Source organism: Odoribacter laneus YIT 12061, from assembly GCF_000243215.1.
Taxonomy (GTDB): domain Bacteria; phylum Bacteroidota; class Bacteroidia; order Bacteroidales; family Marinifilaceae; genus Culturomica; species Culturomica lanea.
In genome coordinates this window covers 1-25827 of the sequence record NZ_JH594597.1, presented here as the reverse complement: position 1 = coordinate 25827, position 25827 = coordinate 1, and the positions used below count along the sequence as shown (strand labels likewise).

General features: G+C 40.1%; 24 protein-coding genes and 1 tRNA gene. 17 read left to right on the top strand and 8 right to left on the bottom strand.

Features of this window, described 5'->3' with window-relative positions; all coding sequences use genetic code 11:
• Nucleotides 1-11 precede the first annotated feature (11 nt).
• Complete coding sequence (locus HMPREF9449_RS12410) at nt 12-788, top strand: glycerophosphodiester phosphodiesterase (RefSeq protein WP_009137610.1); 777 nt, start codon at nt 12-14, stop codon at nt 786-788.
• 130 nt (nt 789-918) lie between these two features.
• On the opposite strand, the gene HMPREF9449_RS12405 is transcribed toward HMPREF9449_RS12410, so the two are convergent.
• Nucleotides 919-1323, bottom strand: coding sequence for a DUF6249 domain-containing protein (locus tag HMPREF9449_RS12405; protein WP_009137609.1), 405 nt, complete (start codon nt 1321-1323; stop codon nt 919-921).
• 143 nt (nt 1324-1466) lie between these two features.
• On the opposite strand from HMPREF9449_RS12405, the gene HMPREF9449_RS12400 reads away from it, so the two are divergent.
• The 3 genes from HMPREF9449_RS12400 to dinB all read left to right on the top strand — a co-directional run bounded on the left by HMPREF9449_RS12400 (nt 1467) and on the right by dinB (nt 3625).
• Nucleotides 1467-2018 carry an RNA polymerase sigma factor gene (locus tag HMPREF9449_RS12400; protein WP_009137608.1) on the top strand — a complete coding sequence of 184 codons (552 nt, stop codon included), beginning with the start codon at nt 1467-1469 and terminating at the stop codon, nt 2016-2018.
• Nucleotides 2015-2392: a hypothetical protein gene (locus tag HMPREF9449_RS12395; protein ID WP_040611921.1), complete on the top strand. Its 378-nt coding sequence runs from the start codon at nt 2015-2017 to the stop codon at nt 2390-2392. The genes HMPREF9449_RS12400 and HMPREF9449_RS12395 overlap by 4 nt, the downstream gene beginning before the upstream one ends.
• 156 nt (nt 2393-2548) lie before the next feature.
• On the top strand, nt 2549-3625 hold the full coding sequence (dinB, locus tag HMPREF9449_RS12390) for a DNA polymerase IV (protein ID WP_009137606.1): 1077 nt from the start codon (nt 2549-2551) through the stop codon (nt 3623-3625).
• A gap of 45 nt (nt 3626-3670) precedes the next feature.
• On the opposite strand, the gene bla is transcribed toward dinB, so the two are convergent.
• Nucleotides 3671-4561, bottom strand: coding sequence for a class A beta-lactamase, subclass A2 (gene bla, locus HMPREF9449_RS16280; protein WP_009137605.1), 891 nt, complete (start codon nt 4559-4561; stop codon nt 3671-3673).
• 86 nt (nt 4562-4647) lie between these two features.
• A tRNA-Phe gene (locus HMPREF9449_RS12380) sits at nt 4648-4720 on the bottom strand.
• Between the two features lie 229 nt (nt 4721-4949).
• Between HMPREF9449_RS12380 and HMPREF9449_RS12375 the strand changes: the two genes are divergently transcribed.
• Nucleotides 4950-5264, top strand: a complete 315-nt coding sequence (locus tag HMPREF9449_RS12375; RefSeq protein WP_040611919.1) for an RNA recognition motif domain-containing protein — start codon at nt 4950-4952, stop codon at nt 5262-5264.
• A 33-nt stretch (nt 5265-5297) separates the two neighbouring features.
• On the opposite strand, the gene HMPREF9449_RS12370 is transcribed toward HMPREF9449_RS12375, so the two are convergent.
• Nucleotides 5298-5909 carry a hypothetical protein gene (locus HMPREF9449_RS12370; protein WP_009137603.1) on the bottom strand — a complete coding sequence of 204 codons (612 nt, stop codon included), beginning with the start codon at nt 5907-5909 and terminating at the stop codon, nt 5298-5300.
• A 34-nt stretch (nt 5910-5943) separates the two neighbouring features.
• A complete protein-coding gene (gene thiL / locus HMPREF9449_RS12365) occupies nt 5944-6999 on the bottom strand; it encodes a thiamine-phosphate kinase (protein WP_009137602.1) in 1056 nt (351 codons plus the stop codon).
• Between the two features lie 464 nt (nt 7000-7463).
• On the opposite strand from thiL, the gene sufB reads away from it, so the two are divergent.
• From sufB to HMPREF9449_RS17045, 10 genes are all read left to right on the top strand, one after another.
• Nucleotides 7464-8909, top strand: a complete 1446-nt coding sequence (sufB, locus tag HMPREF9449_RS12360) for a Fe-S cluster assembly protein SufB (protein WP_009137601.1) — start codon at nt 7464-7466, stop codon at nt 8907-8909.
• 70 nt (nt 8910-8979) lie between these two features.
• Nucleotides 8980-9732 (top strand): Fe-S cluster assembly ATPase SufC, encoded by a 753-nt coding sequence (gene sufC / locus HMPREF9449_RS12355; protein ID WP_009137600.1) that lies wholly within the window; start codon nt 8980-8982, stop codon nt 9730-9732.
• Nucleotides 9733-9790: 58 nt separating this feature from the next.
• Entirely contained in the window at nt 9791-11152 is a 1362-nt protein-coding gene (gene sufD, locus HMPREF9449_RS12350; RefSeq protein WP_009137599.1) for a Fe-S cluster assembly protein SufD, read from the top strand.
• A 66-nt stretch (nt 11153-11218) separates the two neighbouring features.
• Nucleotides 11219-12439: an aminotransferase class V-fold PLP-dependent enzyme gene (locus HMPREF9449_RS12345; RefSeq protein ID WP_009137598.1), complete on the top strand. Its 1221-nt coding sequence runs from the start codon at nt 11219-11221 to the stop codon at nt 12437-12439.
• 51 nt (nt 12440-12490) lie between these two features.
• Nucleotides 12491-12913 carry a SufE family protein gene (locus tag HMPREF9449_RS12340; protein WP_009137597.1) on the top strand — a complete coding sequence of 141 codons (423 nt, stop codon included), beginning with the start codon at nt 12491-12493 and terminating at the stop codon, nt 12911-12913.
• 32 nt (nt 12914-12945) lie between these two features.
• Nucleotides 12946-13260 (top strand): metal-sulfur cluster assembly factor, encoded by a 315-nt coding sequence (locus HMPREF9449_RS12335; RefSeq protein ID WP_009137596.1) that lies wholly within the window; start codon nt 12946-12948, stop codon nt 13258-13260.
• Nucleotides 13250-14158, top strand: coding sequence for a tRNA epoxyqueuosine(34) reductase QueG (gene queG / locus HMPREF9449_RS12330; protein WP_009137595.1), 909 nt, complete (start codon nt 13250-13252; stop codon nt 14156-14158). The genes HMPREF9449_RS12335 and queG overlap by 11 nt, the downstream gene beginning before the upstream one ends.
• A gap of 229 nt (nt 14159-14387) precedes the next feature.
• The gene (gene hydG / locus HMPREF9449_RS12325) at nt 14388-15887 is read left to right on the top strand and encodes a [FeFe] hydrogenase H-cluster radical SAM maturase HydG (RefSeq protein WP_009137594.1); all 1500 of its coding nucleotides are present in this window, start codon (nt 14388-14390) and stop codon (nt 15885-15887) included.
• A 128-nt stretch (nt 15888-16015) separates the two neighbouring features.
• Entirely contained in the window at nt 16016-18397 is a 2382-nt protein-coding gene (gene feoB, locus HMPREF9449_RS12320) for a ferrous iron transport protein B (protein ID WP_009137593.1), read from the top strand.
• Nucleotides 18398-18500: 103 nt separating this feature from the next.
• Nucleotides 18501-18662: a FeoB-associated Cys-rich membrane protein gene (locus HMPREF9449_RS17045; protein WP_147640189.1), complete on the top strand. Its 162-nt coding sequence runs from the start codon at nt 18501-18503 to the stop codon at nt 18660-18662.
• A gap of 4 nt (nt 18663-18666) precedes the next feature.
• Here the strand turns inward: HMPREF9449_RS17045 and HMPREF9449_RS12315 are convergent, their stop codons facing one another.
• The 3 genes from HMPREF9449_RS12315 to HMPREF9449_RS12305 all read right to left on the bottom strand — a co-directional run bounded on the left by HMPREF9449_RS12315 (nt 18667) and on the right by HMPREF9449_RS12305 (nt 22952).
• Entirely contained in the window at nt 18667-19419 is a 753-nt protein-coding gene (locus HMPREF9449_RS12315; protein ID WP_009137592.1) for a hypothetical protein, read from the bottom strand.
• A gap of 101 nt (nt 19420-19520) precedes the next feature.
• Nucleotides 19521-20903, bottom strand: a complete 1383-nt coding sequence (locus HMPREF9449_RS12310) for an MltF family protein (RefSeq protein ID WP_009137591.1) — start codon at nt 20901-20903, stop codon at nt 19521-19523.
• 96 nt (nt 20904-20999) lie between these two features.
• Nucleotides 21000-22952: a putative porin gene (locus tag HMPREF9449_RS12305; RefSeq protein WP_009137590.1), complete on the bottom strand. Its 1953-nt coding sequence runs from the start codon at nt 22950-22952 to the stop codon at nt 21000-21002.
• A 77-nt stretch (nt 22953-23029) separates the two neighbouring features.
• Here HMPREF9449_RS12305 and HMPREF9449_RS12300 point away from each other — a divergent pair, with 77 nt between their 5' ends.
• Both HMPREF9449_RS12300 and HMPREF9449_RS12295 read left to right on the top strand, forming a co-directional pair.
• Nucleotides 23030-24736, top strand: a complete 1707-nt coding sequence (locus HMPREF9449_RS12300; protein ID WP_009137589.1) for a glutamine--tRNA ligase/YqeY domain fusion protein — start codon at nt 23030-23032, stop codon at nt 24734-24736.
• Between the two features lies 1 nt (nt 24737).
• Nucleotides 24738-25619 carry a YitT family protein gene (locus tag HMPREF9449_RS12295; RefSeq protein WP_009137588.1) on the top strand — a complete coding sequence of 294 codons (882 nt, stop codon included), beginning with the start codon at nt 24738-24740 and terminating at the stop codon, nt 25617-25619.
• Nucleotides 25620-25827 lie beyond the last annotated feature (208 nt).

Sequence of the window (25827 nt, the reverse complement as noted above, 5' to 3'; positions counted from 1 at the left end):
GAAATAAGAATATGAAAATTTTATTATCTGTATGTATGATCGTTGCATTTCAATCTGTATGGGCTGCTAAACCACAAACGAAAGTGATCGCACACCGTGGGTTCTGGGAAACAGAAAATTCTGCACAGAATTCCATTGCTTCTTTGAAAAAAGCAGGGGCGATAAAATGTTATGGAAGTGAATTCGATGTACAGATGACCGCTGATGGTGTGTTAGTTGTATTTCACGATGCTAAAGTACAAGGGAAAGTGATAGAAGATACTCCTTACGACAGTTTGAAGATGATTCGTCTGGCCAATGGAGAAGCCATACCTACGCTGGAGGAATATTTGCAGGCAGCGAAGAAGATTGGTAAGACTCGTTTGATATTGGAAATCAAACCCCATGCCACTTCTCAGAGGGAGACGGAAGTTGTCGGGAAAGTGGTTGCACAGGTGAAAACAGCCGGCCTATTGAATAAAACAGACTATATATCTTTTAGTATACATGCTGCAAAGGAAGTAATACGTTTATTGCCAGAGGCTCAGGTTGCTTACCTGGAAGGAGACCTTTCTCCCGAAGAAGTCAAGGCTGCCGGTTGTACGGGGCTGGATTACCATTATCGGGTGTTCCAGAAGAATCCGGATTGGGTGAAAAAAGCTCATGATTTGGGTTTAACCGTAAATGTATGGACCGTAGATAAGGAAGAGGTTATGAAGGAAATGATAGGCCAAGGGGTAGATTTTATCACCACAAACCAGCCTGTACTATTACAAAATTTACTAAGGGAACGTGGATCCGTGAGATAAAACAGACTTATTTTTCAAAAGCTATTTCAGCTTTTCGAAAGAAATCCGGTGAAATAATAAATCAAGCGAGGCCCACTGAAAATTTTTATTTTCAGTCGGCCTCGCTGCTTTTACTAAAAACCAGAGAAAGTTAATTTTCTTTTTCCTTGCTGTATTTCAATTCCAGAAAAAAGGCTACCAATAAGCCGATGCCTCCGAAAATAAGTATGCTGGCACCGTTTATCATAGAGATTAAACCGTTGATACTGTAATCTTCTGTACCGAAGCCGTCGATATATCCCCGGCATATAAAGAAACCTACTAACATACCGATACCGATGCCCATCAGTAAACAGCCGGCTTTTAATGCTCCGAAAGAGATTTTACCTCTGGATAGAAAAGGAAAATAGGTTTTATTGCTTATCAAAGCGGGATCGAGATTGTCCCCTAGTTTTTCGATGATCGCCATTCTTTCTCTTCTCCGGGCAAAAAGTTCGAATAATCCGTAAATAGTGGAAAACACTATAAATAATGCAATTGTTGTGGTAATGTCCATGATTTTGTGTTTTAATGTAATTTATTTTGCCTCTTTGACGCTTTTGTCGAATAGAGGTTACACTTCTTGGCAGCTAAAATATTTTTCTTAATTTTACTTTCCGGAATGTAACCTGATTTGCTAAATTGCGTCCAAAGGGCGACATGAACGGATTGGACGATACATACTATATACAGAAAGTGCTGGACGGGAAAACTGAATTTTTTTCCCGTTTGGTAAATCGGTATAGTCAGCGTATATATTGGCTCATTTTGAAAATTGTCAGAAGAAAAGAGGATGCAGAAGAATTGACGCAGGATGTTTTTGTGAAGACTTTTCGGGTATTGTATACTTTTAAAGGAGATTGCCGGTTTTCGACTTGGTTGTATCGAATTGCATACAATACAGCTATTTCTGCAACCCGTAAAAAGAAACATGAATTTCTTTATATAGAAGAACAAACTATAAATAATGTATTGGATGAAAAAGTGGAGCAGGCCTTAGAGGACTCTGATAATGAAGAATTATTGAGGAAATTGGAATCCGCCCGGGAACAGTTGAATCCTGAAGAAAGAGGATTGATCGGTTTATTTTATAACGAAGAACATACAATTGAAGAAATCAGCGAGATTTCAGGATTGAGTATCGCCAATGTAAAAGTAAAATTACATCGTATTCGTAAAAAATTGTATGTAATAATGGAGGAAATGTCATGAATAAAGAAGAAATGAAAGATAAAGCTTTACATGAAATTTTCCGGCAGATGGAAAAATCCGTTTTGCCGGAGGATTTTAACGACCGGATTATGAAGAGAGTTTACCGGGAACAAAGGCGGAAAGAGTGGCGGAATGTTGTCTTGGTAGCTTTTACATCGGTATTGTTGTTGCTAGGGGCTGCCTATATATTTGTGCATTATTTTTCTTTTAATTTCCATACGGTATTCGGAACTCTTTTGGAAAAGACTGGGGAAATCATTTCTTCCGGTTTAGTTTTTTACGGCTTTATTTTACTACCTGTTTTGTTATTGTGTTGGATGGATTACCGGATGAGACGTCATTTCCATTTGAGAAATTTACGGCCGGATAAATAGAAGGAATCGGAATTTGCAGGAAAATTTTTCTTCAGAAAAGAAAAATTACACATTAGGGCACGTCCCTAATGTGTAAAATGACCAAAAATGTTATTCGGTCCGACAGGACATCTTCCCCTGTCCTTAGGGGGCTAAATTTATATAGAGGGATTGAGAATGGAACGACGGAAGATTATTCATATCGATATGGATGCTTTTTACGCTTCTGTGGAGCAACGGGATCATCCAGAATATCGGGGGAAACCTGTGGTGGTGGGGCGTCCTTCCCAGAGGGGAATTGTTGCTGCAGCCAGTTATGAGGCCCGAAAATTTGGCATACATTCGGCCATGTCGGCTCAGAAGGCCCGGCAATTGTGTCCCGCTTTAATTTTTGTCCCTTCCCGCATGGATGTTTATAAAGCTGTTTCCGCTGAAATTCACAAAATCTTTCATGAATATACAGATGTTGTTGAACCTTTGGCTTTGGATGAAGCCTTTTTGGATGTAACCGAAAATAAATCCAGCTTATTGGCAACAGATATCGCCCGAAAGATTAAAGAAGAAATTCGGGGGGAACTGGGATTAATCGCTTCTGCGGGGATTTCCTATAATAAATTTTTAGCAAAGATCGCTTCGGATTACCGAAAGCCAGATGGTCTTTATACAATCCATCCCGATAAAGCCCAGGAATTTATAGATGCCCTTCCGGTTGAAATGTTTTGGGGAATTGGAAAAGTGACGGCCCGGAAAATGCATTCTCTTGGGATTCATAATGGAGCGGAACTCCGGAAATGTTCCTTGGAAATGTTAAAGCGGAATTTCGGAAAAAACGGAACTCTCTATTATGATTTTGCACATGGTATAGACCTCCGGGTAGTGGAGGCGGAGCGGATCAGAAAATCGGTCGGTTGTGAGTGCACTTTTGAAAAAGATCTTGCAGGACATACCGCTGTTATTATTGAACTTTACCATGTTACCCTCGAATTGATAGAGCGGCTTAAGAGGTCGGATTTTAAAGGACGTACACTGACTTTGAAAATAAAGTTCAATGATTTCTCTCAGAGAACCAAGAGTATCACCGTTGAGAAGCCGCTTTTTACCAAAGAGGTCCTATTACCTTTGGCTAAAAAATTATTGCGGGAAATGGATCTGGAACAAAAGAGGATTCGGCTATTGGGTTTAAGTGTTTCGCATGCTGAAGAATCGTCCTCTGCTTCTACTCCCTCTCCCATTCAGCTTTCCTTTGATTTTTAAAAACAGGTTGACAATTTTTTATCCGCTTTTCTGGCCCGGTTCGTTTTAGGGAATCATGGCTTCGTATACCAGCTTAGAGATATGAGCAATAATAGCTGCATTGGTCTGGTCTGTTTCTTGTGAGTCCATTATAAAAACGGCGATGTAAAATGATTTTCCCTGGGGAAGGAGGACAAGGCCTGCATCGTTATCCGCTATTTTTATTCCTTCTTTTGTCCTGTCGGAAGAACCTGTTTTATGTCCGACCAAGACATTTTCAGGTAACAATCCTTTCAATTTGTTTGCTCCGGTAGAAGTTTCCAGCATCGTTTTCCAGAGAAAATCTTTGTACGGAGCGGAAAATAACTCTTTAGTATAGGCTAATTTCATGAGTCTTACGACTTCTAAAGGGGTACTCCAGTTCAAATAGGCATTTTTAATACCTTGGTGCATGAAATCTTCCGTTGCCGATAAGTTAAAGTCCTTGATTCCCAGTTTTTGTATATATTTATTGATGGCCGCTATACCTCCGGTGGAATCGATCAGGATATCACAGGCGTTGTTGTCGCTCAAAGAGATACTATACTGTAATAATTCTTTCCAGGAAAGGGTAAGGTCCTGGTTGGGAAATTTATCCCGTAGTGGACTGTAGGTATCGGCGCGTAATTGAGAGGCTTTTATTTGTATCGTACTGTCTAAATCGATATGCTGTTTATCCAGTTTATTTAAAACGGCCAAAGCGACGTGGAATTTGAAAACACTGAGCAGCGGGAAATGGACGGAATTATTGTATTGGATGATTTTATCGTCTTCGGTTAATACGGCTACACCGACAGTTGCTTTCTTGTCTTTTACGAAATCGGCAATCTGTATTTCGATATCTTTTTCCTGCATCTGGGCTATCGCTCCTTCAGCGATAAGTAGAAGGATGGTAAGACAACTTAAAAAATGTTTCATGTTTGAATAATTTAAAAGGTGGTAAAAGCACCCTCCCTTTGTCGCAGACAAAAAAATCCGGAATTTATATTCCGGATTTCGGGCGGTGGTATCACCTGGAATCGAACCAGGGACACAAGGATTTTCAGTCCTTTGCTCTACCGACTGAGCTATGACACCGTCTTTTTGCGTGTGCAAATGTAGTGGGTTTTTCTGAATTTGCAAATAAAATGAGAAGGAAAATAAAAAATATTTTTCGTTATAAAATTATAAGACTTTTTTATTTCTGTGTATTAATAATTTAGTTTATATTTGCCTCCGATAGAAGAATCCCGGATTTGTTTTTTTGTAACTAAAAAAATCATGCTGCGTATCCTTCTATATGTTTTACTAATTTAATTTTTTTATTGTGAATATTTTTGTTGCAAAAATGAGTTCTGCTACTACTGGCGAGGACTTGGCTGCTCTTTTCGGAGAGCACGGTACTGTTACTTCTGCTAAAGTGATTACTGACAGAGAAACCGGAAATTCAAAATGTTTTGGTTTTGTTGAAATGGAAGATGAAACCGAAGGTATGAATGCAATTAATGCCCTTAATGAAACGGAATTTCAGGGACGGAAGATTGTTGTAAAGAAAGCTAGACCCAGAGAAGAAGGAGAAAGAAGCACACATAGATCTTTCCAGAGGGGTGGAGGAGAAAGAAGATTTAACTCTAATCATTAATTTGGAAAACGTGAACTGAGAGCCTTAAAGCTCTCAGTTTTTGTATTTAGCCTTTAGGTAAGCGTATAATACTTTGTGTAATAATGCGGCTTCTTTTTTTTCTTCTTCTGTCAAATTCGGGTCCATTTCGATCGAATTGCAAGCTTCAGCCAATTGTGTGTTATTATCGATAAAGTGCGGATAATTTTCTTCCAGCCAAAACATATCCGCCAATTGCATTTTTTCCAGACACTCCAGGGCTAATTTACGGGCTTCCAGCATATTGTCTTTCCGGTATTTTTTCAGAAAAATTTCAATAATGGCGTCTGTAAAATAGTCGCTAAAATAATGCAACAGCAACAGTCGTCTTTGATAATGTTCGGCTGTAGAAACCGGTGTGTAGAGGACCGATCCGATTCCGACATAGGACATTTCTGCAATTTCAATACTTTCTTCTTCTTCCTCATCCAATTCCAGGAGTAATATTTTGAATAAAGCATCGCTAAAGTCATCTTGCATACTCAGGGAAATGCTTTCCTGGTAATAAGCTTGCCGGTTATTCATAAGTTGTCTTAAAGAAGACGCCAATTCTTTTCGGTTTCCGGTAGAACACTGCTGTTGTATTTGGAGCAATAATGCTTCTAGTTTTGTTTTATTAACTTCCATTATTTTTTAGGACAGATCGTTAAATAAATTCTTTTCAGTCTTTTGTCTCCGGTTTATTGAAATTCACCCAGCCTTGTGCTTTGAGTTCAAAAGAATTACCATCCCGGGTGATCAGAGTATAACCTGCTGAAGCTTTACAAGTGTGTCCGATGACGCTGACGGATTCCAAAGCGGTGAGTTTATCATATAAATCGAGAGGGGCTGTAAATAGAAGTTCATAATCTTCTCCTCCGGAGAGGGCGCACACTGTCGCATTCAGATTCAGTTCTTCTGCCATTTTATAGGTTTGATAGTCTATGGGGATTTTTTCTTCGTAAATAGTGCATCCCACTTGAGAATCCTTACATATATGCATAATTTCGGAGGCCAGTCCGTCCGAAATATCAATCATGGCTGTCGGCCGGATATTTTTCTCTTTTAACAATTTTATAATATCGATTCTCGCTTCCGGTTTGAGTTGCCGTTCCAATATATATTCATAACCAGTGAAGTCGGGTTGACTATTTTCCGGTTGGCCGGCAAAAACGGCTTTTTCTCTTTCTAAGAGTTGAAGTCCCATATAAGCAGCTCCCAAATCTCCGCTTACACATAGGAGTTGATTCTCTTTTGCCGTATTGCGGTATACGATATCTTCGGCATAAGCTTCTCCTAAAATCGTAATGCTAATACACATACCGGTTTTAGAAGAAGTAGTATCACCTCCTACCAGATCTACGCCATAGTGATCGCAAGCCAGGTAAATTCCGGCATACAGTTCTTCGATGCTCTCTACTGAAAAATGATTAGAGACAGCTAAAGAGACTGTAATTTGCCGGGGAATACCGTTCATGGCGCAAATATCGCTGACATTGGAAGCAACTGCTTTATAGCCCAGGTGTTTCAGGGGGGTATAAGTTAAATCGAAGTGAATACCCTGAATGAGCATATCCGTACTCATTAATATTTTTTTCTCCCCATAGTCTAATACGGCAGCATCGTCTCCTACTCCTTTCAAAGTCGATTTGTTTTTCAGTTCAATGTGCCGGGTCAGGTGGTCGATTAGGCCGAATTCCCCCAAGGAAGAAAGTTCCGTATAATTTTTATTTTCCATATTTTTCAATGAGTTTAAGAACTTGTTTTTAGGTGAACCTGTTTAGATCGGTTCAAAAGTTTAAAAGTTCAATTCTTCAACGGTATAAATAGTTAGTCGTTTGCATATACAAAAGTTTATCGGTATAAATGTTTCCTTGGTTCTTTTCGTACCCTTCCGTGGCTTTCTATGCCGAATCAGCGATTTATAGTTGAATCGTAGAGCTTTTTCTATTCAAGGGATAAAGATAATGTAAAAAATAGAGGTACGAAACTCCGGCAACAAAAACAAAGCGGATGTTTGGTCGCTTTTCGGGAACATAGAAACTGAATATCAATCCATAAAGAATATCTATTCCTTGTAAGTGTAGCAGTGGATATTTTTTTGTATTTTTGCAGAATTCAGAAAATGAACCGGATGAAAAGAGGGGAAGAGAATAACGTTTTATCTATAAAAATCGTAAATCTGAGAGCAAAGAATTTTTTATGGCTAAAGAACAAGACAATATATTACAGGAAGTTACAGCTAGTGAATATAAATACGGTTTTGTAACAGATGTAGAGACGGATACGATAGGAAAAGGATTGAATGAAGACGTGATCCGTACCATATCGGCTAAAAAAGAAGAGCCGGAATGGTTGCTGGAATTTCGTTTAAAAGCTTATCGGAAATGGTTGATAATGAAGATGCCCCGTTGGGCGCAATTGAATATTCCGGAGATTGATTATCAGGATATTATTTATTATGCTGCTCCGAAACAGGAGGTAAAAAAAGAGTGGGAAGATGTTGATCCGGAGTTAAAGGCAACGTTCGATAAATTGGGAATTCCGCTCAATGAACAGAAAACTTTGGCGGGGGTAGCGGTAGATGCCGTTATGGACAGTATTTCTGTGAAGACGACTTTTAAAGAGACTTTAGCGGAAAGAGGTGTGATTTTTTGTTCGTTTTCAGAAGCAGTAAAAAATCATCCGGATTTGGTGAAAAAATATTTGGGTACGGTTGTACCTTATGGGGACAATTTTTTTGCCGCTTTGAATTCGGCTGTATTTAGCGATGGTTCTTTTGTATATATTCCGAAGGGGGTGCGTTGTCCTATGGAGTTGTCTACTTATTTCCGGATCAACGCAGCGAAAACCGGTCAGTTTGAGCGAACGTTGATTGTGGCGGAAGAAGAGGCTTATGTAAGTTATCTGGAAGGTTGTACAGCGCCTATGCGGGATGAGAATCAACTGCATGCTGCTATTGTGGAAATCGTTGTAGAAAAAAATGCAGAAGTCAAATACAGTACTGTACAAAACTGGTATCCGGGGAATAAAGAAGGCAAGGGAGGAATTTATAACTTCGTTACCAAACGAGGGCTTTGTCGGGGTGAGAATGCCCGTTTAATCTGGGCGCAGGTCGAGACCGGTTCTGCCATTACCTGGAAATATCCCAGTACTATTTTGAAAGGTGACGGGTCTGTGAGCGAATTTTATTCGGTAGCCGTGACCAATAATTACCAGCAGGCCGATACGGGTACAAAAATGATTCACATTGGCAATAATACCCGGAGCCGTATCGTATCGAAGGGTATATCGGCAGGGTACAGTAGTAATGCTTACCGGGGAAAAGTAAAGGTGGTGAAGACATGTAAAAATGCGAGAAATTATTCTCAATGTGATTCGCTTTTATTGGGAGATAAATGTGGTGCACATACTTTTCCTTATCTGGAAATTGAGAATTCCACAGCACAGGTAGAACATGAGGCGACGACTTCTAAGATCGGGGAAGATCAGATTTTTTATTGTAATCAGCGGGGCATATCGACCGAAGATGCAGTCGGATTGATTATCAAGGGTTATGCCGGGGATGTCATCAACAAGATGCCTATGGAATTTGCTGTAGAAGCCCAAAAATTATTACAGATAAGCTTGGAAGGGAGCGTCGGATAAACGTAAATAAGAGAAGAAAATATAAGATAATAGAAGCAGTATTCCAATTATCGATTTCAATTCAAATGCTATGTTAAAAATAAAGAATTTACATGCCGTTGTTGACGGAAAAGAAATACTTAAAGGGATAGATCTGGAAGTAAAAGCCGGAGAAGTTCATGCGATAATGGGTCCGAACGGAGCCGGAAAAAGTACGTTGTCTGCTGTATTGACAGGTCGGGAACGTTTTGAAGTAACAGAAGGAGAAGTAGAATTTAATGGAAAGAATTTGTTGGAATTGCCGGCGGAAGACCGTGCCCGGGAAGGAATCTTTTTGAGTTTTCAATATCCTGTAGAAATCCCTGGGGTAAGTACGGTGAATTTTTTAAAGACGGCCGTCAATGAGCATCGGAAATATCAGGGACTGCCTCCTTATCCGGCCGGTGAATTTTTAAAAATGATCCGGGAAAAGATGGAATTGGTAGGGATTGATAGCAAACTTTTAAATCGTTCTCTGAACGAGGGATTTTCCGGAGGGGAAAAAAAGAAAAATGAAATATTTCAGATGGCGGTCTTAGAGCCGAAGTTGGCGATATTGGACGAGACGGATTCCGGTTTGGACATAGATGCTTTGCGGACGGTTGCACAGGGGGTCAATAAGTTGAAGAAACCGGAGAATGCTACGATTGTGATTACGCATTACCAGCGTTTGTTAGATTATATCGTTCCGGATGTGGTGCATGTATTATACGATGGCCGGATTGTAAAAACTGCCGGTAAGGAGTTGGTAGCGCAACTGGAAAAACAGGGTTATGACTGGATTAAAGAAGAGATGAAAAAATAATAATTTTTATTCCGTAGGAAGTTGAGCAGGGATTAGGGGAATTGGTAATGCAAGATATATGACTGGAATTGATAAAATAAATAATGATTTCGTATCGCTTTTTAGAGAAGGGCGTTCGTGGATGGAAGCTGGCTGTGGACCGGAGGTGAATGCTTTTCGGGAGGACGCTTTCAGTAAGTTTTTAGCTTTGGGAGGGATTCCTTTTAAAACAGAGGATTATTTATATATGGATTTGCTTCCGGTATTCGGAAAGGATTACAAAGTCGTATTAAAATATATTCCTCAGGATGTAAATGTGAAAGAAGTTTTTCGCTGTGCCGTTCCGGAGCTTGCTACGGATTTGTTGCTGACTGTTAACGGTTGGTATTTTAAAGAAAATGAAAAGGCAGATGTACCGGAAGGGGTGGTTATCTGTAGTTTTCAGGAAGCGAGTTTGAAATATCCGGAATTGTTTGCTGCTCATTACAATCAGTATGCTCCGGCAGCGGTAAAGGATGGGCTGGTTTCTTTAAATACGGCTTTTGCTCAGGATGGGGTATTTGTGTATATTCCGGAGGGAGTAAATTTGAAGCGTCCTCTTCAGATCGTGAATCTGCTGCGGGCTAAGGCCGACTTGATGGCTTATCAGCGAAATATGATTATTTTGGAGAAGGGAGCGGAAGCTACTTTACTGGTATGCGATCATACATTGTCGGAAAATTATTTCTTGATGAATAATGTAACCGAAATATATGTAGGAGAAGGGGCGCATTTAGATTATTATCAGGTACAAAATCAGCATTTGGGAGCTTCTCAGATTAATTCATTGTTTGTATCGGAACAGCGGAATGCCGTTTTTGAAAGCAATATGGTTACTTTGTATGGAGGTATGATCCGGAATAATCAGTATGTGGCTTTAAACGAAGAAGGAGGAGAATGTCATTTATATGGGATTTATATTTTGGATAAAAGTCAGAAAGTGGATAATTTTTCGTATATCGATCATATTGCTCCTCATTGTACCAGTAATGAACATTTCAAGGGTGTATTAGATGATTCGTCTTTAGCTAATTTTTCAGGATGTATCCGGGTAGAACCGGATGCTCAGAAAACGGAGGCTTATCAGGCGAATAATAATTTGTTACTGACGGATTCGGCTCGGGTAAATGCCAAACCTCAGTTGATCATTGATGCCGATGACGTAAAATGTAGCCACGGAGCTACAGTGGGGCAAATAGACGAGGAAGCTATGTTTTATCTGCGTTCCCGGGGAATCAGTTTGGCGGAAGCCCGGATGATGATGATGTTTGGTTTTGCACATGACATTGTTCAGCGGGTAAAATTGGAACCGCTGCGGGTAAAAATAGACGATTTAATCGATAAGCGGTTGAGGGGCGAGTTTTCAAAATGTCACAATTGCCTGATGCAGTGTAAAAAGTAGTTGCCTTCGACCTGTTTTTAAAGGGCCATTTTAATCAAAACCGAGAAGAATTAAATTGAATCAATCATGTTTGATGTGAATAGAATCCGGCAGGACTTTCCGATTTTGGAGGAAAAAATATATGGAAAGCCGTTGGTATATCTGGATAATGGGGCTACCAGTCAGCGTCCGCTTCCGGTTATTGAAAAAATGACCGAGTATTATCTCAAATACAACTCAAATGTACATCGCGGAGTGCATTATCTCAGTAATGTATGTACGGATGCTAACGAAGAAGCCCGTCGTATTGTGCAGCGTTTTATTCGGGCAGCTTCGGAAAAAGAAATTATTTTTACGAGGGGAACAACCGAAAGCATTAATTTGATTGCTTACACTTATGGGGAAGCTTTTATTGAGGAGGGAGATGAGATTTTAGTAACCGAAATGGAGCATCATGCCAATATTGTTCCCTGGCAAATGTTGTGTGAGCGGAAAGGGGCTATTTTAAAAGTTGTTCCTTTTACAGATAAGGGGGAATTGGATAAAGAGGCTTTTGGGCGTCTTTTGACGGATCGGGTAAAACTAGTTGGGGTGGCTTATGTTTCGAATGTTTTGGGAACAGTAAATCCCGTGAGAGAGATTATCGCCCAGGCTCATCGGTGTGGAGCGAAGGTATTGATAGATGGTGCCCAGGCTATACAACATATTCCGGTAGATGTGCAGGAGTTGGATTGTGATTTTTTTGTTTTTTCCGCACATAAAATTTATGGACCGACGGGAGTAGGAGTATTATATGGTAAAGAAGAATTGTTAAATCAGATGCCGCCTTGGCAAGGGGGAGGAGAAATGATCAGAGAGGTGCGTTTTGAGAAAACGACTTATAATGAACTCCCGTTTAAATTTGAAGCCGGAACTCCTGATTTTATTGGTATTATCGGATTAGGAGAGGCTTTGAAATACGTAGAGTCGGTTGGCATGGAGCATTTTGCCGGTTATGAGCATCAGTTGTTGGAATATGCTATGGAACAAATGAAACGGATTCCCGGGATGCGAATTTTTGGGGAAGCGGCTTGTAAATCGTCTGTCCTTTCTTTTGCCGTCGGGAATATTCACCATTCAGATGTAGGGCTTTTGTTGGATAAAATGGGAATAGCCGTAAGGACGGGACAGTTGTGTGCGGAACCGGTGATGCAACATTATGGTGTTACCGGCATGGTCAGAGCTTCTTTAGCAATGTACAATACAGAACAGGAAATAGATATTTTTTGCCGGGGGATCGAAAAAGTGGAGAAAATGTTTCGGCTATAAGGAGGATAAGAAGAGAGGAGGTCGGGAAGCTAATAACGAGAATAGAAGATTATGGAAACAATAGAAAAAATAGAACAGGACATTATAGATGAATTTTCGGTCTATGACGATTGGATGGATAAGTATGCCTATCTGATAGAAATCGGGACGGCTATGCCCGCCATGGAGGAGCAATATAAAACGGAAAATAACCTGATAAAAGGATGTCAGTCCCGGGTATGGTTTCACGCCGGAATGCAGGGAAATTTGCTTTATTTTACGGCAGATAGCGATGCGATTATTACAAAAGGAATTGCAGGCTTATTGGTCAGGGTATTTTCGGGGCAAAAGCCGGAAGATATTGCAAAGGCCGATTTAAAGTTTATCGATGAAATCGGTTTGACGCAGCATTTGTCTCCTACTCGTTCCAATGGACTATTGTCTATGGTAAAGCAGATAAAAATGTATGCGATTGCTTTTTCTGCCAAAAAATAAGTTTCCACTAATGAATATGTAATTTTAGAATTATGGCTGCTAGTTTAATGAGGGACCTGATCATAGAGAAACTTTGTACGGTTTACGATCCGGAAATACCGGTGAATATCTGGGATTTGGGATTGATTTATGAGATTCATTTTGTAAAGCCGGCGGAGGTGATTATCGATATGACGTTGACGGCCCCCGGTTGTCCTATTGCTGATGAGATTGTACAGCAGGTTCACGATGTGGTTATGGAAGTGGAGGGGATAGAGAGCGTCACGGTAAACCTGGTTTTTGAACCGGCTTGGGGACCGGAGCGTATGAGTGAGGTAGCGAAGTTGGAATTGGGATATGATATCTGATCCGAGAGGAACATTGAAACTGGAGGATTTTTGCCGGAAAGCGGCAACGCTCGGATTTGATGTTATCGGGGTAGCCCCTTATGAAAAGTTGGGGCAGGAGATACGCCATTTGCAATTGTGGTTGCAGAAAGGATGTCAGGCCGGAATGTCTTATATGGAGCGGAATGTGGATAAAAGAGAAGATCCTCGTCTGTTGGTCGAAAATGCACATTCCCTCATCGTTACCCTTACCAATTATTTCCATCCTTTTCGGCAAGCGGAGGGAATTCCGGTAATTGCCCGATATGCGTACGGGAAAGATTACCATAAAATTGTGAAAGAAAAACTGGAGCAATTGAAGGGACAGATTGCCGGAAGGTGTTTTGTCGATTCGGCCCCCGTATTGGAACATGAATGGGCCAGACGGGCAGGACTGGGTTGGGTGGGAAAAAATACTTTGCTGATCAACCGGGAAAAAGGGTCCTTTTGTTTTATCGGAATCATTATTACTCCTGAAAAATTCGATCGTTATCATATACCTTTTGATAAGAACTATTGTGGAAATTGTAATCGTTGTATAGAAGCTTGCCCTACAGGGGCTTTAGCCCCTTACCAGTTGGATGCCCGAAAGTGTATATCTTACCATACCATTGAAAATAAAGGGGAATACCCGGAATTTGTAAAACAAAAAGCAGGAGAGAGAATATTCGGTTGTGATATTTGCCAGGAAGTCTGTCCTTGGAACAGCCGTGCAAAGATGCATCAGGTGGCAGCCTTTTTACCGTCTCCGGAAAGGTTGAATCTGCAAAAGGAAGATTGGAAGAAAATGGATGAATTTACTTTTGCCCGTCTGTTTAAAGATACTCCTTTAGAAAGAACGGGATTGGCAAGAATTCTCCGGAATCTTTCTGATGCTTGACATTTGATTTTTAGGATAGAAAGAATATATCGGTTGATAGAAAAAAATATAGGTAAATAGTTTCAGCATTCGGAAATTATTGACAATCTTTGTGGTATAAAAAAGGTGTGCCTGAACGACTTCTCTGTGTTCCGTGGGATGGGTTCTTCTGTAGGAAAAGATAATTGCCGTTTTGTTGAGTATCAGTTCTTCAGGCGTAATAAAAGTAATATTTAAATAATAGTTAAACATGGATGTACAAGCTTGGGTAAAGCAGGTCATACGACAAGAGGAAATCGATAAATATCTGGTAAAAGGGAAAGACTTTATCGATGAAAAAAAGATCAGAACAAATTTAGAGCAACAAGCTCATCCGGATCCGCAGAGGGTTCGGGACATCTTACAGAAATCTTTATCGATAAAATTACTTACCCCTGAAGAGACGGCTGTACTATTAAATGTGACAGACCCGGCTTTGTTAGAAGAAATGCGGGAAGCAGCCCTGGAAGTGAAAAAGCGGGTATACGACAACCGGATTGTATTTTTTGCGCCTTTATACTGCTCTAATTTATGTGTAAACCGTTGTGTTTACTGTGGTTTCCGAAGTGATAACCCGGAAGAAAAAAGGCATATCTTATCGCCTGAGGAGATCTATCGCGAAACGGAAGCTATTATTGATGAGGGACACAAACGTCTGATTGCCGTATACGGAGAGCATCCTAAGAGTGATGCAGATTATATAGCCGATTCGATTTCAACGATATATGCAGTAAAACGGACTACTCCTTCCGGGAATGGTTTTAATAATATTCGCCGGGTAAATATAAATGCAGCTCCTATGGCTGTTGAAGATTTGAGAAAATTGTGGCGTGCGGGTATTGGAACTTTTCAGGTTTTCCAGGAGACTTATCATCCGGGACGTTATGCGGAGTTACATCCGGCCAATACGATAAAGGGGAATTTCCGCTGGAGATTATATGCTATGCATCGGGCGATGGATGCCGGAATTGATGATGTCGCTATTGGAGCACTTTTCGGTTTATACGATTGGAAATTCGAAGTGATGGGCTTGGTGGAACATGCGCACGATTTAGAGCGGCAATTCGGTATCGGACCTCATACCATATCTTTCCCCAGAATGCAACCGGCACCGGGAAGTTTTCTCAGCGAGAATTCTCCTTATTTGGTAAATGACGATGCATTCAAACGGTTGGTAATGGTATTGCGTCTGGCTGTACCTTATACGGGGCTGATCGTGACGGCAAGGGAAAGAGCTGAATTGAGGAGAGAGATTATCAATTACGGTTGTACCCAAACGGATGCTTCTTCCAAAATCGGTATCGGAGCTTATGCCGGAAAGAAATTGCAAGAAGAAAATGCGGATAAAGTACAGTTTATGTTAGGAGATCAAAGAAGTTTGGATGAAGTGATAAAGGAATTGGCAGATGATGGATATATTACTTCTTTTTGTACGGCTGGTTATCGCTGTGGGCGAACGGGCGATAAGATTATGAATTTGTTGGAGAAAGGGGTAGAAGGAAAGTTTTGTAAATTGAATGCTGTACTTACTTTCCGGGAATACCTCAATGATTATGCTTCTGCGGCAACGAAGGAAGCCGGAGAGCGTTTGATTCAACGGGAATTGCAGGAAATAGAAAATACCTCTTTTTTCACGGATAAAAAATTGTTGCCGACTTTTTTTAATTATTACAGGCGGATAGCAGCCGGGGAGCGGGATTTATATATGTAATTCTTATAAATCGGGGGCCAGAAACTGCTCCCGATTTTTTTGCTGTTTTCCAGCTATTTGTATCCCTATAAATGGGGATTTTATATGTTATTTGAAAATACTATTTTTGCCGCGTAATATTATTAGGGATGGAGAATCGTTTTTTACGGCTGGCTGATATTCCGACAGGGAATGAATGTGTGGTAGTCAAGGTACATGGACACGGTAGTTTTCGCAACAGAATTGTCGAGATGGGATTTGTAAAGGGAGAGAAAATAACTGTGATTAAAAATGCTCCTTTACGGGATCCCATCGAGTATAAACTGATGGATGGACATATTTCTTTGCGTCGGAGCGAAGCGGAGTTGATTGAAGTGATGGATATCACGGATTATTCTCCTGCTTGTTCGAAAGATGCTTCCTATAATGGAACATTTCTGGATGAGACGGTGAAAAATGTGATTCAGGAGAAAACAAATACCATAGAAGTCGCTTTAGTGGGAAATCCGAATTGCGGCAAGACTTCTTTTTTTAATCGGGCTACGGGTTTACGGGAACACGTGGGGAATTATAGCGGAGTGACGGTGGATGCCAAGGAGGCTGTATTTAAGCACCGGGATTACACGATCAATCTGATCGATTTACCCGGTACATATTCGATTACAGAGTATACTCCGGAGGAAATATTTGTCCGGACTTATATCACCGATCGGCATCCGGATATTGTACTGAATATCGTAGATGCTTCCAATCTGGAGCGGAATCTTTTTCTGACCACCCAATTAATCGATATGAATATAAAAGTCGTGATGGCTTTGAACATGTACGACGAGCTGGCTAAGGAAGGGGCAACGCTGGATTATCAATATCTGGGAAAATTATTGGGTTTTCCCATTATTCCTACTACGGCTTGTTCAGGAAGAGGAATTGAGGGCGTTTTGGATAAGATTATTGAAGTATTTGAGGATAAGAACGAACTCAGCCGTCATATACATATCAACTATGGGACGGATATCGAAGCCGCTATTGATAAAGTGAAAGAGACGATAGCGCCGAATAAAGCGATTACGGATAAGTTTGCTCCGCGCTATTTGGCTATAAAAATGATTGAAAATGATTCACTCACAAAAAAAATATTGACCCAGCTTCCCAATTACAAGCAGATAGAAGAAACCGCCCAGAAATGTATTGCGTTTTTAGAGAAAGAATATAAAGAAGATACCTGTACGATTATCACCAATGCAAAGTATGGTTTTATCCGGGGAGCGCTGAAGGAAACTTATATTGTCGGAGACAGGGATAAAAGGCAGTTGACAAATGCTATTGATACTGTATTGACACATCAGTGGTTGGGATTTCCGGTGCTGATTCTTTTTATGTGGGTCATGTTTCAGGCGACTTTTTCATTGGGCAGTTATCCGATGGATTGGATTCAGGAAGGAGTCGATGGGTTAGGAAATTGGATAGCAGGAAGTATGCCTGCTGGCCCTTTGACTGATTTGCTTGTCGACGGGATTATTGCCGGAGTGGGAGGAGTAATTGTTTTTCTACCGAATATTTTGATTTTATTTTTCTTTATCTCCTTAATGGAGGATACCGGCTATATGGCCCGTGCGGCTTTTTTAATGGATAGAATGATGCATAAGATCGGTTTGCATGGGAAGTCTTTTATCCCTTTGCTAATTGGTTTCGGGTGTAATGTCCCGGCTATTATGGCTACCCGTACGTTGGAGAGCCGTCGGGAGCGTTTGATTACCATGTTGATCATTCCTTTTATGTCTTGCAGTGCCCGCTTACCGGTTTATATTTTATTGGTTTCGGCTTTTTTCCCTTCCCAGCAGGGATTGGTATTGCTGTCTTTGTATTTGGTGGGAATAACGGTGGCTATATTGACGGCTATCGTATTGAAAAAAGTACTGTTTCACAAAGCTACGGATCCTTTTGTAATGGAATTACCTCCTTATCGTATGCCGACGATGCGGAATACTGCTTTTCATATGTGGGAAAAAGCAGGGCAATATTTGAAAAAAATGGGTACTATAATTCTCTTTGCTTCCATTTTAATCTGGGCCTTGGGTTATTTCCCTCATACTGAATACGGGAAACAAAGTGCCGAGCAAATGGAAAATTCTTATATCGGGCGCATAGGGAAAACGGTGGAACCGGTTATAGCTCCCCTAGGTTTTGATTGGAAAATGGGGGTAAGTATTATTACCGGGTTGGCTGCTAAAGAAATTGTGGTAAGTTCTATGGGCATACTTTATCATGCCGGTTCAGAAGGAGAAGTGGATACTCAGAATCTGGCAGAAAAATTACAGAAACAGACAAATGCTGAGGGGAAGCCACTGTTTACTCCTTTAATCGCCTTTGGCTTTATGCTTTTTATCTTGATCTATTTTCCTTGCATGGCTGTCATTGCTGCTATTCGGAAAGAGGCCGGCTGGAAATGGGCATTTTTTACTATATTTTATACTACCGGTTTGGCCTGGATTATTGCTTTTTGCGTATACCAAATCGGACGTTTATGGTAAGCTCAGCCTATAAAAAGGAGAAGGATGAGTTGTCGAAAGTTCTTTTTGAATCCTTTTCTCCTCATTTATATATTTGACGTTTGAATTCGTTCAATCTACTTTTATGCAGCAGATTTGTGTTTATATTATACTTATATGGGCGATTATTTGGGTCGTATGGAGAAATATCCGGTTATGGAAAAAAAGAAACAATTCCTCCTCTTGTCAGGGATGTGCCGGATGCCCTTTGAAAGACAAGTGCAACAAACCTGAAAAGAAAAACTGATTTTTTAAAAAGGAAGCTTGAGGGTAATATCTTCCGCGTCTTTTTTCCGTTTCAATCTTTCCCGTTCCCCTTTACGAAATACATAAACCAGACCGTATTCTTCGCAATGTTGTCTTTTTTTCTCTTCGTCTTTTTCGGAAGAGAAATAATTTTCTACTTCATTCCATATATTCAGGATCAGTGCATCGGCTTCGTCCCGGAATTGAGCTACTTCGGCACTGAAACGGGAAGAATTTACCTGGAGTTGTTTTTGGAAATTATAACTTTGTTTGAAATTTTCGTAGCTGACCCGGACAAGGGCGATAGCCGGACTATAGATAGGATTGCCGTAACGGTTATTCAGTCGTTCCTGTTCTCCGTTAATGACTTTTTCTCCCCAGAGAATGAGTTCTTGTTCGGTCAATAAATTGGGAACTTTTGAATCCTTTTCATCTAGACCGTAAAAAGTACGGGCATAGGGTTTCAGTTCTCCTCTGGCTATTGTAAAATTCAGTACCTGAATAAAATGTGAAATATAGAGACGGGCTTTTTTTGTTAGTTCCGTGAACTTTCGACTGTTCTCAATTTGTTTTTCCCGGGCGGCTTTAGAAGTTGTAATTGCTATTTCGAATTTAGGTAAAAAAATATCAATTTTTTGTTTCAAAGGAAAAGAATAAGCAATTTGGTTTATGTCATCAAGGCTGTCTCCTTTTTTCAAGGCTGCTTTTAATGCCCTTATTCTTGCTGCATCTGTATTTGGTAATCTTCTGTAAGGCATGAGCTTATGAATTTTAAAAAGCTAAACAATTCATCATGCGAAGGTATGTAAAAAAAAATGGCAAATCAATATTCGTACAAACATTTTTCCCTTAATTTATATTAAGGATTTATGTATTTATAATTATTATAGGTTTCCAGTATGCGGTGTACATAGTCATAAGCTTGTTGACCGTTGCAATAACCATTCCGGGAAAGAGAGTCCCGGTAATATTTCGGTTCGGATTTATATTTTAAATAATAAGCTACATTCTGGTCCCATTTGTAAGGATTTTTTTCATATTTGCGGGCCAGGCGCATGGCGTCCATAACGTGGCCTGCTCCGACATTATAGGATGCCAGTACGAATTTTAATTTTTCTTCCGGGGGTAAGGGATATTTGGAAAAAGTCTGATCGAGGTATTTCAGGTAACGTACCCCTACATAAATATTACTGTCCGGTGTGAAATAATCTTCTACGTGAAACATGGTTGCTGTTTCCGGGGTAATTTGCATCAGGCCGTAGGCTCCGATCTGGGAAATAGCTTCGGGATCAAATTTGGATTCATTGTAGACAATGGCGGCTAAGAGACGCCAATCCCATTCCAGCATTTTACTTTCTTTTTTCAATTCCCTGTCGAAAGGAGATAAATCGCTCTTTTTCAACAATACGTATTTAGACGTGTGGTGAGGAACGGAATTCCGATTGTTGAAATACCGTTTATACAGAAAATTTAATTTCCCGTTTTTCTTTACTTCTTTTAGCCATTCGTTTATTTCCTGGGTTAAGATGTTATTTTCCGGATTGGTGGCCCAGGAGATAGAAATACCGTTTGACAGCTGAATCGAGTAGTCCAGGTTTTTCATCGAAATACTCAGAGCTGAAGCGATGTTTTCATCGGTAATGGTAAAACCGATTTCTCCGATTTCCACTAGGTGAAGTAAATCTTCAGTAGAATAGCCGGTGACTTCTGAAATTTTAATATGTATATGTAAGGAATCTTGGAGTTGGGAAAGTAGTTTTTTATAAGGAGCGTCTTTTTTAATAAAGATCGTCTTCCCGTCCAATTCTTCTATTTTCTTTATTCCTTTCTTTTTATGTTGTACCAGTACTTCTCCTGTTTTAAAAAAAGGTTGGGCGAATTTAATTTTTTCTTTACGTTCCGGGGTTTCGGTCACGCTTACAGCAAGTAGGTCGTATTTACCTTGGCGGAGCCTGGAGATGGCAGTATCGATGTTATTGTTTACTTCCAATACCCGGAGTTTGACTCCCAGAAAATGAGCAAAATCTTGTGCCAGTTCGTAATGAAAACCGCGGGTAATTCCTTTGTATACATAATAGTCTGTGGTGGAATAAAAAGTAGATATATCTAAAAAACCTTTTGTCTGGATTTTTTCGACAGATAAAGGAGCCGGAATGATAAATTCCGGATTTTTTTCCTTTGTATCTTTACAGGAAAAGCAAAGGAAAAGGAGAGTGTATATTACTATTTTCTTTGCTTGCATTGGGTAAAGATATAAAAAATTGTCCAATCTAAAAAGTCCCTTCCGAAGACAAGCAGGAGGGCGATTCTGCTGTTCCTCTCCTGTTGGGACCGAAGATCAGTCAAAAAAGTTCCATTTCAATCCGAACTTAAACATGGCCGGGTTGATAGGATAGTTAAGGGCACTGAAATATTCTCCGTTTGTGAAGTAATAATTCAGATGTTCATATTTCAGGAAAAGATGTGCCCGTTTGATAGCAAAATCTATAAATACATCCACCTTGGGATATCCTCCGGTTTTTTCATCCCTTTGATTATAAAACTGCATAGAAGAAGGTTTATATTTGTCAGCATAGAATTTTGTATTGTAAAACAAATCAATACCGACGCAAAACTTCAATGCTTTTTTGAAAAAAGTATTTTCGTAATAATTGTGAGAATATAAAGCAATGACGGGGAGAGAAAGTATATCTTCCTGTGTACTTTTCTGGAAATATACAGTTTGATCGAAATGGAAATTTCCGGCTTTAAAATTTTGTTTGCCCCAAGCTGTTAGGACCATAAGTGTTTTGGAGCTCTGTACAGGCATTGAGGTGGTGTCAAAATAGACATAATCAATGATGTTCGACCAGGCGATACCTACTTCTGTACGGAGTTTTTCATTGACATAGCGTCCTTGAATGTTGAGGGTTTTTATGTTGTTGAAATTATTTTCCCAATAATCGTGATTGCCGATGTAATTGCTGAAAAAGGGATTGACAGCTTTCGATTCGATCAAAGCATCTACTTTTACGTAGGAATTTCTGTTTTTATTAAAATATTGCTGGATAAAACCTTCAATAGTAAAATTCCCCACATAATCTCCGATAAGGCAAAGCCGGGCGCTGGCGTCGAAATTAAAAATGGCTGTGCTATCTACATTAAACAATCCCCCGGTTAACCAGATTCCGCTATATTTTTTTTTGCCGTAATTATTCACCGTATCTAAAGATGTTCTGCCACTGTAGTCCAGATATTTGTAATTCAGACCCGCGTAGACTCCTGGCAAATACTTGTGTTTAGGATGTTCATTGACGACAAATTTTGTCGTAATCTCATAGATTTTGTCGCTTTGAATATCCAGACTGGTTACGGTATCCAGATAAGTGACAGGGAAAAAATCCCGGTTGACATTTGCTTCTTTAAAACGGTGTATATTATCTTCTATGGTTGCGGAAAATAAAGCTTTTGCCGGATACGTGATGGTGGTATCCGTAGGGGTAATGACTTCTTTCGGTTTCCCAATATTGTATTGCACCTGTGCGTAAAAATTGAAATTCCGGTAACTGTTGGAAGTATTAGATAAATTCACTGGTATATTTTCGGCATTTATAGTCGTGTCGCGGATGTATTTTTTATCGGTAATACCTCCATTTTCATTGAATTTTCCATTATTTTGATTGAGGAAAAAAGAAATGGCGAGACGCTCGTATTCATAAGAAGAGAAAAGAGAAAAATTATAAGCTTTGGATTTTTGATTCATATAACGTCCGTCGCTGGATATTAGGTTATAACGAAAACCTGCATTCCAGAATGGGCGGATATTTTGGGTATGCCAAACATCCAGCAGGGTTTCATTTTTTCCTTTTCCTCCTCCTGTAAAATAGGTTAATTGAGTAAAAGGCGTCGTCGTATTAAAATAAAGAGCATCTACCGGACGGTATAAATAAGCCCGTATATTGGTCAAAGCGAAGAAATCCTGATCGGGAGCCCGGTTGATAAAAATATCAGAAATATAAGGAGAGGGGAAATTAGCCAAATAGGTGTTGGCGACACTTTTTTTGAAGATATAGTTGTAATTATGAATATTGTCCAGTGTTGTATCCAAAGGAACATCCTGACGATAAACGCCATCGTGTGCCCATCTCCAGGTTCTCCTGAAATGTTCGACATTTTGTTGGGGAACAGAGTCCCGGTCCGCAAAAGGAGAACGGTTGTTATCGTTGTCTCCGAATTGGGCATTATCCGCTATCTGGGCAAAACTTGGCAAGCCCCAGATACACAGGAATAGTATGTATGCTAAATTTTTCATTGCCGCAAATATACGTAAACTTTTAAAACTCTCATAAATTACTTACTTTTGTGACTCAAAATATAAATAAATATCATATGGATACAAATCATCACATCTCAGAGACAGAAGATGAAGGCAAATCGTTGAATTTTATAGAGCAGATCATTGAGGAAGAATTGGCAGAAGGTAAGAATGAAGGCCGGGTTTATACCCGTTTCCCTCCGGAGCCCAATGGTTATCTCCATATCGGGCATGCTACCTCGATTTGTTTGAATTTCGGATTGGCAGCTAAATATCAGGGTAAATGTAATTTACGTTTCGACGATACAAATCCTGTAAAGGAAGATGTAGAATATACGGATTCTATCCAAGAAGATATACAATGGCTGGGATTTGAGTGGGAAGGCAAAGTGCGGTATGCTTCGGATTATTTTGATCAGTTATACGAATGGGCAGAACAAATGATTTTGCAAGGGAAAGCGTATGTGGATGATCAGACCGCTGAAGAGATTAGTGCCGGACGTAAAACGATAAATGAACCGGGAGTGAATAGTCCTTACCGGAATAGAAGCGTGGAGGAAAATTTAGATTTATTTCGTCGGATGCGGAAAGGAGAGTTTCCGGAAGGGAGTAAAGTGTTAAGAGCGAAAATCGATATGAGCTCTCCGAATATGTTGATGAGGGATCCGATTATGTATCGTATTCTTTTCAATAAACATCACCGTACCGGAGATAAATGGTGTATTTATCCGATGTATGATTTTACTCATGGACAAAGTGATTATTTGGAGGGAATTACACATTCTATTTGTACGTTGGAATTTGAAGTTCACCGTCCTCTTTATAATTGGTTTCTGGATCAGTTAACTCATACTGAATACCGGCCCCGGCAAATTGAATTTGCCCGCCGGAATTTGAATTATACGGTGATGAGTAAGCGGAAATTGCTGGAATTGGTGCAAAAGGGATATGTATCGGGTTGGGATGATCCGCGTATGCCTACTATATCAGGTTTGAGACGACGGGGATATACTCCTGAGTCGATAAGGGCTTTTGCTGAAAAAGTCGGAGTTGCCCGACGGGAAATTGTCGTGGATATTGCTTTATTGGAGTATTGTATTCGGGAACATCTGAATAAGACGGCCCCACGGGTTATGGCCGTGCTGCATCCGGTGAAAGTGGTTTTAGACAATTACCCGGATCAGACAGAGATGGTAGAAATCGAGAATAACCCGGAAGATGCGAGTGCTGGCATGAGAAAAGTACCCTTTTCCCGTGAATTGTATATAGAACGGGACGATTTTATGGAAAATGCACCGAAAAAATTTTTCCGCTTGACGCCGGGTGGAGAAGTACGTTTAAAAGGAGCTTATATTATAAAATGTGAGCGTGTGGAAAAAGATGCAGAAGGGAATATTACCTTGATTCATTGTTCATGCGATATGGAAAGTAAAAGCGGGAGCGGAACAGAAGCCAGTAACCGCAAGGTGAAAGGTACTTTACACTGGGTTTCCGCTTCTGAAGCTATAGATGCTGAAGTTCGTTTATACGATCGTCTGTTTAAAGATGAAGATCCGGCCGGGCATAAAGACGTGGATTTTAAGGAATTTATCAATGAGAATTCTTTAGAAATACTGAAGGGGTGTAAGTTGGAGCCCGGTTTAAAAGAGGCGAAGCCGGGAGACCGTTTTCAGTTTCAACGCCTGGGGTATTTTTGTGTGGATAAAGATTCCCAACCGGAGTCGCTTGTGTTTAACCGGACTGTCGGCTTAAAAGATACGTGGGCTAAATTGAAAAATTAAGATGGAAGTAAATAAGAAAAAACTGATCGGAGAGATAAAATCTTATCTGATTATATCTCTGGGAATCGCATTGTATTGTTTTTCTGCTTCAGCTTTTCAGATTCCCCATAAGATTGTCGGAGGAGGAGCAACAGGTATAGGAACTATTGTTTATTACTTGACAGGCCAGCATGTTCCGGTAGCCGTTACTTATTTATTGGTCAATGTCTTCTTGTTGGCCGTTGCTATAAAAGTGTTGGGGCCGAAATTTGGCGTAAAGACCGTGTATGCCATCATTATGAGTTCTATCCTTTTGGGAATTTTGCAACCTCTTTTCCCTGTAGGCGTGGTGAAGGATGTTTTTATGAGCGCTATTATTGCCGGTATCTTAACGGGAGTGGGAATTGCTTTGGCTATTTCGAACGGAGGAAGTACTGGCGGAACGGATATCGTTGCCATGATCATTACCAAGTATAAAAATGTAAGCCCCGGTAAGATGATTATGTATTGCGATTGTGGAATTATTGCTTGTAGTTTGCTTATCAATTTCAATCTCGAAGGCCTGATGTACGGATACGTATTGATGGGGGTTACCTCCTTTACAATCGATTTTGTACTTACTGGTAAAAAACAATCTGCCCAGTTGTTTATTTTTACCGAAAAGTATGAAGAAGTCGCTGCCAAAATTACAGAAAGTTTTGTGCATGGTGTTACCGTCGTGGATTGCAAGGGCTGGTACTCCGGTCAGGCGAAAAAGATGTTGATTATTGTTGTCCGGAAAAACGAGGCTATAGAAGTGTTGAGAATCGCTAAGCGGGTTGACCCGAATGTGTTTATGACGATGAATACTGTTATGGGGGTATTCGGAAAAGGTTTTGATGAAGTCAAAGGAATAAAACAATGAGAGTTTTTGCTCAGGCAAAGAGTTTTTTTTAAAAAGTTTTATTTTTCTGTTATATAGTATTTTATGTCTTATTGTGAAATTTTTTCAAAAAAAAAGGTGTAAAAATTTGGAAAAGGGGTAATAATTGTTTTATCTTTGCACCCGCTTTCGGGAAGAGTTGCAGGAAGGGAAAGGGGTAAACAAACCGAAACGCGAGTTCTTAAAAAAA